Source organism: Xanthomonas euroxanthea, from assembly GCF_900476395.1.
Lineage (GTDB): Bacteria > Pseudomonadota > Gammaproteobacteria > Xanthomonadales > Xanthomonadaceae > Xanthomonas > Xanthomonas euroxanthea.
The window spans coordinates 177,708-189,019 of sequence record NZ_UIHB01000006.1; the positions used below are offsets into that span (position 1 = coordinate 177,708).

The 11,312-nt window shown below is 66.9% G+C and carries 10 protein-coding genes; 6 read left to right on the forward strand and 4 right to left on the reverse strand.

The features are described 5' to 3' along the window. Positions 1-70: 70 nt before the first annotated feature. The 3 genes from CPBF1521_RS18100 to CPBF1521_RS18110 form a co-directional block, all read right to left on the reverse strand. Positions 71-1,066, reverse strand: coding sequence for an aldo/keto reductase (locus tag CPBF1521_RS18100; protein WP_115677841.1), 996 nt, complete (start codon positions 1,064-1,066; stop codon positions 71-73). 217 nt (positions 1,067-1,283) lie between these two features. Further along, positions 1,284-1,853 (reverse strand): flavodoxin family protein, encoded by a 570-nt coding sequence (locus CPBF1521_RS18105; protein ID WP_115677842.1) that lies wholly within the window; start codon positions 1,851-1,853, stop codon positions 1,284-1,286. Between the two features lie 91 nt (positions 1,854-1,944). Next, positions 1,945-2,838 (reverse strand): LysR family transcriptional regulator, encoded by an 894-nt coding sequence (locus CPBF1521_RS18110; protein WP_115677843.1) that lies wholly within the window; start codon positions 2,836-2,838, stop codon positions 1,945-1,947. Between the two features lie 105 nt (positions 2,839-2,943). Between CPBF1521_RS18110 and CPBF1521_RS18115 the strand changes: the two genes are divergently transcribed. From CPBF1521_RS18115 to CPBF1521_RS18130, 4 genes are all read left to right on the forward strand, one after another. After that, positions 2,944-3,360 carry a DoxX family protein gene (locus CPBF1521_RS18115; protein WP_115677844.1) on the forward strand — a complete coding sequence of 139 codons (417 nt, stop codon included), beginning with the start codon at positions 2,944-2,946 and terminating at the stop codon, positions 3,358-3,360. A gap of 25 nt (positions 3,361-3,385) precedes the next feature. After that, complete coding sequence (locus CPBF1521_RS18120; protein ID WP_115677845.1) at positions 3,386-4,183, forward strand: DODA-type extradiol aromatic ring-opening family dioxygenase; 798 nt, start codon at positions 3,386-3,388, stop codon at positions 4,181-4,183. Between the two features lie 416 nt (positions 4,184-4,599). After that, entirely contained in the window at positions 4,600-5,844 is a 1,245-nt protein-coding gene (locus CPBF1521_RS18125) for a putative DNA modification/repair radical SAM protein (protein WP_115677846.1), read from the forward strand. Positions 5,845-6,036: 192 nt separating this feature from the next. Beyond that, positions 6,037-7,476, forward strand: coding sequence for a UdgX family uracil-DNA binding protein (locus CPBF1521_RS18130; protein ID WP_115677847.1), 1,440 nt, complete (start codon positions 6,037-6,039; stop codon positions 7,474-7,476). 470 nt (positions 7,477-7,946) lie between these two features. Here CPBF1521_RS18130 and CPBF1521_RS18135 read toward each other — a convergent pair whose 3' ends face one another. Further along, a complete protein-coding gene (locus tag CPBF1521_RS18135; protein WP_164739931.1) occupies positions 7,947-8,504 on the reverse strand; it encodes a fasciclin domain-containing protein in 558 nt (185 codons plus the stop codon). A gap of 375 nt (positions 8,505-8,879) precedes the next feature. Between CPBF1521_RS18135 and CPBF1521_RS18140 the strand changes: the two genes are divergently transcribed. Then, positions 8,880-9,149 carry a hypothetical protein gene (locus tag CPBF1521_RS18140; RefSeq protein WP_181901287.1) on the forward strand — a complete coding sequence of 90 codons (270 nt, stop codon included), beginning with the start codon at positions 8,880-8,882 and terminating at the stop codon, positions 9,147-9,149. 386 nt (positions 9,150-9,535) lie between these two features. After that, a complete protein-coding gene (locus CPBF1521_RS18145) occupies positions 9,536-11,173 on the forward strand; it encodes a Na+/H+ antiporter (RefSeq protein WP_104583208.1) in 1,638 nt (545 codons plus the stop codon). Positions 11,174-11,312 lie beyond the last annotated feature (139 nt).

An 11,312-nucleotide genomic window follows, 5' to 3' on the forward strand; every position in this document is an offset into this window, starting at 1 on the left:
CCGGTGCGATGGCGTGAGCGCACCGGCATCGCCGGGCCACCGCGGCGGCGTGCGCTTCCACGCGCACCGCTCAGCGGCTGAGCGCGCCCATCATTGCTTCCGGATAACGCGTCCCGGACGCGGCCTGCAGCGGGAAGATCGCATCGATGCGTGCGAGCTCGTCCGGCATCAGCGCCACGTCGAGCGCGCCGAGGTTTTCTTCCAGGTAGGCCAGTCGCTTGGTGCCCGGGATCGGCACCAGGTCCTGGCCCTGCGCCAGCACCCAGGCCAGCGCCAGCTGCCCCGGCGTGATGCCCTTGTCGGCGGCGATCGCCTTGACCTGCTCCACCAGCTGCAGGTTGCGGGTGAAGTTCTCGCCCTGGAAACGCGGCGAATGGCGACGGTAATCGTCGGCCTCGAAGTCATCGGGAGAGGCGAATGCGCCAGTCAGGAAACCGCGGCCCAGCGGCGAATACGGAACGAATCCGATCCCCAGCTCGCGCACGGTTTCGAAGACGCCATTGTCCTCGGGCTCGCGCGACCACAGCGAATATTCTGTCTGCACCGCAGTGATGGGATGCACCGCATGCGCGCGGCGGATGGTGGCTGCGGCGGCTTCCGACAGCCCGAGGAAACGCACCTTGCCTTGTTCGACCAGGCGCGACATCGCACCCACCGTGTCTTCGATCGGCACGTTGGGGTCCACGCGGTGCTGGTAGTACAGGTCGATATGCTCCACGCCCAGGCGGCGCAGGCTGGCTTCGCAGGCCGTTTGCACATAGTCCGGGCTGCCATCGATGCCGCGCACCGACGGGTCGTTGGGATCGAGCTTGATGCCGAATTTGGTGGCCAGGAACACCTCGTGCCGGCGCGCGGCGATGGCCTTGCCGACCAGGATTTCGTTGGTGTGCGGGCCGTACATGTCGGCGGTGTCGAGCAGGCTGACGCCGTGATCGAGGGCGCGGTGGATCACCGCGATCGAGGCGGCCTCGTCGCTGCGATTGCCGTAGAACGCGCTCATGCCCATGCAACCGAGGCCGAGCGCAGAAACGGTGGGGCCGGAACGGCCAAGCGTGCGGGTTTGCATGGTGGAGAAAACTCCGTGCGGCAAGGAAGGCAGGAAGAAGGATGCAGCGGCGTGCGTTAGCGCGATGTGGCCCGGGCGACGATGCGCGAGCAGGCCGGCATTGGGCCCGACATCACGCACCGAACGCGCGCTGCGACCGAACAACCCGCACATGTCAGCAGACCAGGGCCCACTGCCATGCACGGGTGTCGTGACGCGGACGCTACCAGCTACCGCGTCAGCCCTTGAGCTTGCCGGCGAACTCGGCCACGCGCTTGCCGAGCAACTTGGCGGTTTCCAGATCGCCGCTGCGTGGCGCTTCTTCCGGCGAGGCATCGGAGGGCGAGATCGCCAGCGCGCCTGCCGAGCCGGCGGTCCAGTTGATGTCCTGCGGACCGTGCGCCTTGGTGTTGGCCGGCAGCAGACCGGTACCGACCCAGACCTGGCCGTGCTGCTGCGACAGCGTCCAGAAATACTGGATGGTGGCGTACTTGTCGCCGTTCACCGAGGCCGAGTTGGTGAAGCCGGCTGCGATCTTGTCCTTCCAGGCCTGCGCAAACCACGGCTTGGAGCTGGCGTCGGCAAACTTCTTGAACTGCCACGCCGGCCCGCCCATGTAGGTGGGGCTGCCGTAGACGATGGCGTCGGCGGCACCGATCGCCTCCCAGGCGTCGTCGGGCAGGTTGCCGTCCTGGTCGATGCGGTACAGCGTGGCCTCGCCGACACTGGCGGCGCCGGCATGCACGGCTTCGGCCAGCTTGGTGGTGTGGCCGTAGCCGCTGAAATAGATGATGGCGATCTTGCTCATGCGCAGTCCTGTGGTCGGGGGGAGCCGATTGTGACCACACATGCCGTGTCAGGTTAATGACCATCGACGGGACGTACTGTTGCCGGGCTCATCAGCGCCCGGGATCGCCCATGCGCTCGACCAGGTAATCGATGAAGCTGCGCACCTTCGGGGCCAGGTGGCTGCGGCTGGTATAGACGGCGAAGATGCCGATCTCTCCCAGCGCGTACTGCGGAAGGATACGCACCAGCCGGCCGGCGGCCAGGTGCTCGTCGGCCAGGAAGTCCGGCTGCATCGCGATGCCCAGGCCGGCCACCGCCGCCGCGCTCAGCACATGCCCGTTGTTGGCACGCAGGTTGCCGTGGAGGCGCACCTCGCTATCGCCCTCGGGCCCATGGAAGCGCACCTCGTCGCCGTTGGGCGAGTAGTGGTACAGCAGGCAGTCGTGGCCGGCCAGGTCGGACGGATGCATCGGGGTGCCGGCACGGGCCAGGTAGGCCGGCGCCGCGCAGGGCACCAGGCGGACCGTGCCCAGGCGCCGGGCGATCAAGGTCGGCGCCGGCTGGCGGGTGATGCGGATGGCCACATCGAAGCCTTCCTCGACCATGTCGACCAGCCGGTCCGACAGCGACAGGTCCAGTTCCACCTGCGGGTAGCGCGCGCAGAAGTCCGGCAGCAGCGCGGCCAGGCGCTCGATGCCGTAACTCACCGGCGCGTTGACGCGCAGCACGCCGGCCGGCTCCAGTGCCTGCGCGCCGACCGTGGCCTCCAGATCGTCCAGGTCGGCCAGCAGTTGCAGACAGCGCTGGTAGTACGCGGTGCCGGCGCTGGTCAGGCTGACCCGTCGGGTGGTGCGATTGAGCAGGCGCGTTCCCAGCCGTTGCTCGAGCGCGGCGACCTGCCGGGTCACGCTGGCGGTGGAACGGTCCAGCGCATCGGCAGCGGCACTGAAGCCGCTGCGTTCGGCCACCGCTGCAAACACGCGCATTGCATCGAGGGTATCCATCGGTATCCGATTGTTGCTTTGAGTGCAATAAATTATCCGAAGTGAAGCTATTTATCAGAAATTTGTAAGTAATAGGCTGTGCAGGTCCTCACTGGAGTCCGTCCAATGTCCACCTCCCTCGCTTCCCCGCGTACCGCTGCCTATGGCGCGGCCTTGTTGCGCATCAGTCTGGGCGCGCTGTTTCTGGTGCATGGCCTGATCAAGTTGCTGGTGTTCACCCCGGCCGGCACCGTGGCCTATTTCCAGTCGCTCGACCTGCCGGGCGCGCTGGCCTACCTCACCATCGCACTGGAGCTCGGCCTGGGCCTGTCCCTGCTGCTGGGCATCTACGCACGCTGGGTCGGGCTGCTGGGGGTGCCGCTGCTGCTGGGTACCATCATCAGCGTGCATGGCGGCAACGGCTTCGGCTTCTCCAATCCGGGCGGCGGCTGGGAATACCCGGCGCTGTGGGCGGTGTTGCTGGTCGTGCAATCGCTGCTTGGCGAGGGCGCGTGGGCGCTGAAGCCGGCGCGTCGAGGCTGATGATCGTTCTTCCGAGGAGTGCGCCATGAGCCGTTTGCCTTCCCTGTACATCTCGCACGGATCGCCGATGACCGCCTTGCAGCCGGGGCAGGTCGGCGAGCGCCTGGCCGAGCTTGCGCAGACCTTGCCGCGGCCGCGCGCGATCGTCGTGGCGTCCGCGCATTGGCTGGGCCGCCGCCCGCTGGTCAGTGGCGCGCTGCAGCCGCCGACCATCCATGACTTCGGCGGTTTTCCGGCACCGCTGTACGAACTGGAGTATCCCGCACCCGGCGAGCCGGCGCTGGCGCAGCAGATCGTGCGCCGGCTGGAGCAGGCCGGCCTGCATCCGCACCTGGACCCGCAGCGCGGCTTCGATCATGGCGTGTGGGTGCCGCTGCGCCTGCTGTATCCGGCCGCCGGGATTCCGGTGGTGTCGGTGTCGATCCAGCCCGAGCTGGGGCCGGCGCACCAGTTTGCGGTCGGCCGCGCGCTGGCACCGCTGCGCGAGGACGGCGTGCTGGTGGTCGGCTCCGGCAGCATCACCCATAACCTGCACGACTTCCGCCACGGTTACAGCGCCGAGCGCGAGGCGCCGTATGTGCGGCCCTTCATCGAGTGGACCGAGCGCAAGCTGGTCCAGGACGACATCGCCGCGCTGCTGGACTATCGCCGGCAGGCGCCGCACGCCGCGCGGGCGCATCCCACCGACGAGCACCTGTTGCCGCTATACGTGGCGATGGGCGCGGCCGGCGGGGACCGGCTCGGTGCACAGCGCATCGATGCCGGCATCGATGCGGGGTTTCTGGCGATGGATATCTACCGGTTCGATGGCGATCCATGCTGATCGCGCGTGCGGGCACGGTCGTCGCCTGAGCCGTGGCGAGCGCGGCACGCCTGCACCGTGGCCGTTATCTACGGTGCAGGCAGCGCGCCGGGCCGGCAGCCACGGGGCACCGCGCAACCGCCGGCACGCGATGGCATGCGGCCTGTTGCTGCCGCTGCAAGCCGGCCCGGTGCGGTGGCGACAACGAGCAAGGCCCGCAGCGATAAGGCTTGGGCTTACGGCGAACCGGCCCGCAGCCATAGGCCGGGTGCCGGCAAGCGCGGCCCCCGGGCGTGAGGCATGGCGCCGACAAGCGCCGGCACTGCAGCCACCAGGTATGGTGCCGATAAGCATCGGCAGCGCAGCGCTCTGAAGCATTCACGATGACGCGCGCTGCAGTCTCATAGGCTGAGACTGCAGCGCGACATGCTGCTCGCGTGAAAATCCTCGACAAACTCGCAGTGCTGGCCGATGCGGCCAAATACGACGCGTCCTGCGCCTCCAGTGGCGCGAACAAGCGCAATTCGCTCGGGACCGGCGGGGTCGGCAGCACCGAGGGCATGGGGATCTGCCACTCGTACACACCCGACGGCCGCTGCGTGTCGCTGTTGAAGATCCTGCTCACCAACTTCTGCGTGTTCGATTGCGCGTATTGCGTCAACCGTGTCTCCAGCAACGTGCGCCGCGCGCGCTTCACGCCGGAAGAAGTGGTCACGCTGACGCTGGACTTCTACAAGCGCAATTACATCGAAGGCCTGTTCCTGTCCAGCGGCATCATCCGCAACTCCGACTACACGATGGAGCAGCTGGTGGAAGTGGCGCGGCAGCTGCGCGAGGTGCATCACTTCGCCGGCTACATCCATCTCAAGACCATTCCCGATGCCGCGCCCGACCTGCTGGCTGCCGCCGGCCGCTATGCCGACCGCCTGAGCATCAACGTGGAACTGCCGACCGAGCAGGGATTGACGCTGCTGGCGCCGGAAAAAAGCGTCGGCGGCATCCGTTCGGCCATGGGCGAGTTGCGCTGGCGCATCGAAGAAAACCAGCTGGAGCGCAAGGCCGAAAAAGTCCGCCGTGCCAAGCCGCCGCGCTTTGCGCCGGCCGGGCAGAGCACGCAGATGATCGTCGGCGCCGACGATGCCAACGACCGCAGCATCCTGGACACCAGCCACAATCTCTACGGCAACTACCGGATGCGTCGGGTGTATTACTCGGCCTTCAGCCCGATCCCGGATGCCTCGTCCAAACTGCCGTTGCAGGCGCCGCCGCTGCAGCGCGAGCACCGGCTGTATCAGGCCGACTGGCTGCTGCGCTTCTACGAATTCAGCGTGGAGGAAATCGCGCCAACCCAGTCCAGCGGCATGCTCGATCTGGACGTGGATCCGAAGCTGGCCTGGGCGCTGCGCAATCCGGAGCGCTTTCCGGTGGACCTGAACGTGGCGCCGCGCGAGATGCTGCTGCGGGTGCCAGGCCTGGGCACCCGCAACGTGGACCGGCTGCTGTTGTCGCGCCGGCATGCGCGCCTGCGGGTGGGCGATCTGGCGCGGTTGCGGGTGCCGATGAAGAAGCTGCTGCCGTTCGTGAGTGTGCTGGACCATCATCCGCGCCAGCGCCTGGACGATCCGGCGCGCTTGCGCGCGCAACTGGCGCCAGCGCCTAGGCAGGCGAGTCTGTTCGATTGAGATCGCAGCTCTCCGCCAGCGTTCGGCGTATCGCCGCTTCGGCTGGCTTCTCCCCTGTTGCCGGCCAAGGCGCCCGAAGGGCGGATAAGGATGGCATCAAGCGCAAAGGCGCCACCGAGCACCAGTGCTTACCCAGGAACACGACGCTGTTGCCAATCCCCAATCCCTCAATCCCCAATCCCGACCACCGCGATGTTCAACGCTGACGTTGCGCCGGGCTGGAGCCTTGACGCATGGCGTGCATTGGCGCGGGCGGGGTGGTGCGCGCAGGTGGAGCCGGACTCCATCGCGTGGAATGGCGGAGCGCAGGGTGGCCTGTTGATGGGGCAGGGGCTGCTGGATCTGCCGGCCGTGGTTGCGCCGCCGCGGGTGTCGGCCGCGTTCCTGCAGATGGCGGGGGCGGTGCTGTGTCATCGCGACCCGCAGCGCCATGCGGTGCTATACCGCTTGTTGTGGCGGGTGGCGAGCGGAGAGCGCGCGCTGCTGGAGCGGGCCACCGATGTCGATGTGCATCGGGTGACGCAGTGGCAAAAGGCGGTGCAGCGCGACACCCACAAGATGAAGGCGTTCGTGCGCTTTCGGCGTTTGCCGGTGGAAGAGGAAGACTTCGTGGCGTGGTTCGAGCCCGAGCACTGGATCGTGGACCGGGTGGCGCCGTTTTTCGCGCGCCGCTTCGCCGGCATGCGCTGGGCGATCCTCACCCCGTATCGCAGCGTGCGCTGGGATGGCGAGGCATTGACGTTCGGCGAGGGCGCCGTGCGCACCCAGGTGCCGGCCGACGATGCGCAGGAGACGCTCTGGCGCACCTATTACGCGCATATCTTCAATCCGGCGCGGCTCAACCCGACCATGATGCGGCAGGAAATGCCGCAGAAATACTGGAAGAACCTGCCCGAGGCGCGCTTGCTGCCGGAGCTGATCCGCGAGGCCGGCGTGCGCGTGCGCGAGATGGCCGAGCGTGCGCCCGAGCCGGTGCGGCGGCGCGTGCCGGTAGCGCCAACGCCGATCCCGGAAGTGGCCACGCAAAGCCTGGCGCAGTTGCGCGTGGCCGCGCGCGATTGCCGGCGCTGCGCATTATGGCAACCGGCAACGCAGACGGTGTTCGGCGAGGGGCCGAGCGACGCGTCGGTGATGGTGATCGGCGAGCAGCCCGGCGACGAAGAGGATCTGAGCGGGCGTCCGTTCGTCGGGCCGGCCGGGCGTTTGTTCAATAGGGCATTGGACGAGATCGGTCTCGATCGCAACACGGTCTACGTGACCAATGCGGTCAAGCATTTCCGTTTCGAGCAACGTGGCAAGCGGCGTCTGCATCGCAACCCGGAACGCTCGCATGTGCAGGCCTGCAGTGGCTGGTTGCAGGCCGAGCGCGCGCAGCTGCGTCCGGCACAGATCGTGTGCCTGGGTGCGACCGCCGCACAGGCGGTGTTGGGAAACAGCTTCCGCCTGATGCAGCAGCGTGGCCAGTGGCTGCGGCTGGACGACGGCACGCCGGTGCTGACCACCGTGCATCCCTCATGGGTACTGCGGCAGGGCTCGGAGGCCGCACGCGAGGAAGGCTACCGCGGATTTGTCGCCGACCTGCGCCAGTTGCTGGATGCAACGAGCGCTGCAGCGCGCGCGGCCCGGACATAAAAAATGCGCGTGCAAGTGCACGCGCACGGTGTCGGAGAATGATGACACCAAGTGGGCCACTGGCGAGCCAGTGGTCCTCACCGCCGCTTCGCGGTGTGGTGGCGCTGCCTGGACCCTGTTTCCAGGCACGCGCGGATTCGCAATTCAACAATGTGCACGTCGTAACGTGCAGCTGATGCGCTGGCGTTGTAGTGCAACGCCAGCGCAGCCAAACACGTCAAGCAAGAACGGCCCGCAGGACTGCTACATGGCCGTCAGGCAGGCGCGGCCAGTGTGCGAAATCGGCATGCACCGCCGGAACGCCCGGCGTCGAGCGCACCGTCCGCGCCTATCGGAGTGCTTGTCATGCCTCATCTCCACGCTTAAACCGCCGGCTTGCGCAAATCGTTGTCGATCCACCGGCGGAACGTGGCTCGGTTCCGCCGATGGAGGCATGTGCATGCAACCGCCTGCTTCACAGCAAGACCCAGTTACGGCATCAACACCTTGTCGACCACATGGATCACGCCATTGCTCTGCATGACATCGGCAATGGTGACGTTGGCGGTGTTGCCCTTGGCATCGGTGATGGTGACCTTCTTGCCGTTGAGCTTGGCGGTCAGTGCCTCGCCCTGCACGGTGGTCAGCGTCGCGCTCCCACCACCGGCCTTGATCTTGGCGATCAACGAGGCAGCGTCGACCTTGCCCGGTACCACGTGGTAGGTCAGCACCTTGGTCAGCGTGGGCTTGGATTCGGGCTTGAGCAGGGTGTCCACCGTGCCGGCCGGCAGTGCGGCGAATGCGGCATTGGTCGGGGCAAAGACGGTGAACGGGCCCGGCCCCTTCAGCGTGTCGACCAGGCCGGCGGCCTTGACCGCGGCGACCAGGGTGGTGTGGTCCTTGGAGTTGACGGCATTGTCGACAATGTCCTTGGTCACCAGCATCGGCGCACCGCCCACGGTCGGGTTCGATGCGGCGTAGGCGGGGGCCATTGCGCTGGTCAGGGCGATGGCAGTGGCGACGGCAAGCGACTGGAATGAGGTCTTCATGAGGCATCGATCCTTTGGGTAGGCGACTGCCCGGTTGGCAATCGTGTGCTCAGATACGCGGGTGGATGCAGCGCGGATGCATCACGCCGTCTTTACACAGGCGTGCGCGATACAGCATTCAGGGCACGCTCCTGCGCGCGACGTCGCACTTGCGCCATGTAGCCTCGCGCCAACGGCGGCCATCCTCGTTGGGGGCGGATGCAGATCATGGTGTTGAAAGTCGCTGTCCGACATCCGCATTCGCGGGCGACATGGCGCACCGAATCACGCACAAGGTCTTAGATGCGTGAAGCGGAAAATTCGACTCACGCACAAAGCTCGTAGATGCATGACGCGGAAAATCGACGGCACGCGTTTTCGCAGACCCACATCGAGGTGGTCGATGCCGACGATGCCGACAATGGCGGCGCAGGCAACTACCCGGTGCACCTCACGCTCGTGGAAGATGCCAGCGGCAAGACGATCGGCCAGCAGATGGTCGGTGCGCAGTGGCCGTATGCCTTCAGGCAGAAGCCCAGGGTGGTCGAGGTGATGGGGAGTCACCTCGCTTCCAGGCTGACACTGCAGGAAGCAACCTTCATCGTCGCGGTCGAGACCACGCGGCAATCGACGCTGCATGCGAAGAAGCACGTTCGCCACGCCTGATCGCGTTGTCGCCGGTGAGCTGCCTGCAAGGCGGCTAACGCAGCAACTGCGCTTTTCGCAGGCGGTGTGCGTGGTCGGCAGTGTTGCCGTTGCTGGCGTTGCAGCGGCCGACCATCGGGTCAGGCAGTGGGCCTGGGCAGGGCACTGCCGCACCATCGGGCCGGCGTCCATCCGCTGGCGTATCCAACGGCACCGGGGCCATACGGATGGGCAACCGCGTGGCATCGACACGGGCGCATGGCAGCTCTGCCGCAGCCTGTGGCGCGCCAGTCAGGGGGCACAGAGGTTTCATCGCCGGGTGCAAACCGGTATGTTTCCGTTGGCACGTGGTGGTGCGTTGCACTCTGCGATGCCGCACGCGCACTGTTTTTTCTTCCGGGTTTTCCATGCATTCGATCGATGTCGTCCTCGCCATGTTGCTGGCGGTCGCGGCCAGCGGTTATCTGATCCGCATCCTGCCGTTCTCCTTGCCCCTGCCGTTGGTCCAGATTGCGCTTGGCGCGGTGGTCTCGGGTGTGTTCGATGCCGGGCATGAGCTGGAACCGGAGCTGTTCTTCCTGCTGTTCCTGCCGCCGCTGCTGTTTCTGGATGGCTGGCGCATTCCCAAACAAGGCCTGTTCCGCGACAAGGCCGCCATCCTCGAGCTGGCGCTGGGGCTGGTGGTGTTCACCGTGGTCGGCGCGGGCCTGCTGATCCATTGGCTGATCCCGGCGATGCCGCTGGCGGTGGCCTTCGCGCTGGCGGCGATCATCTCGCCGACCGATCCGGTGGCGGTGTCCTCGATCGCCTCCAAGGTGCCGATCCCCAAGCGGCTGATGCACATCCTGGAAGGCGAGTCGCTGCTCAACGATGCCTCCGGGCTGGTGTGCTTCCAGTTTGCCGTGGCCGCGGTGCTGACCGGCAGCTTCTCGATCGCCACCGCCTCGCTGACCTTCCTGTGGGTGGCCTTGGCCGGGCTGGCGCTGGGCGTGGCCACCACCTTCGGCCTGAGCCGCATCCAGGCCTGGATCTGGCGCCACTTCGGCGAGGAGCCGGGTTCGGCGATCCTGGTCAATCTGCTTACCCCGTTCGCGGCCTATCTGCTGGCCGAGGCCTTCCATGCCTCCGGCATCCTGGCCGCAGTGGCGGCTGGCGTCACCATGAGCTACGTGGAAATGGCCGGCAACGCGCCGGGCAACATGCGGCTGCAGCGCTCGGCGGTGTGGGACACGGTGCAGTTCACCTTCAACGGCATCATCTTCGTGCTGCTGGGCGAGCAGTTGCCGGGCATCCTGGACGGGGCGGTGCGCAGCGTGCAGGAAGCCGGGCACCTCAATCCGTGGTGGCTGGCGGTGTACGTGGCCACCATCAGCGCCAGCCTGATGGCGCTGCGCTTCGTATGGGTATTCCTGTCGCTGCGCTGGAACATCTTCAAGGCGCAGTGGCGCGGCGAGCAGCATGTCAGCCCGCCGTGGCGCATCGTGGTGGCGGTCTCGCTTGCCGGCGTGCGCGGTGCGATCACCCTGGCCGGCGTGCTCACGCTGCCATTGATGCTGGAAGACGGCTCGCCGTTTCCTGCGCGCCAGCTGGCGATCTTCCTGGCCGCCTCGGTGATCCTGGTGTCGTTGCTGGTGGCCAGCGTGGCCTTGCCTCGGCTGCTGCGCGGGCTGGAGCTGCCCGAAGAGGAAGACGAACAGCTCAAGGAAGACCTGGCGGTGAAGGCCGCCTCGCAGGCCGCGCTGGAAGCGGTGGAAAAACTGCGCCAGCGCCTGGTGGAGGACAGCCGGCATGCCGAGCGCTACAACGCCGCCGCCAACCAGGTCAGCCAGCGCTATCAACGCAAGCTCGGCGCGGTGGACATGGCCGAGACCGATCCGGAAGAGGCCGGCGCATACGAACAGGCGCTGCGCCAGTTCCGCCATGCCGCGCTGGTGGCCGAGCGCAACGAGTTGTTCAAGCTGGCCAGGCGCCGCGAGATTTCCGATGACCTGTCGCGCCGGCTGGTGCGCAACCTGGATCTGATCGAGTCGCGCAAGCGCGCTTGAGCGCGCGGGAATCGGGATTCGGGAATAGGGAGACGCAAAAGCCAGGGCAATGGCCACGGCCATCGTAGGAGCGCACCCGGGCGCGACCGGGCTGTCCCGACACACGTCCAGGCGTGCCGGCTCGGGAATCGGAAATCGC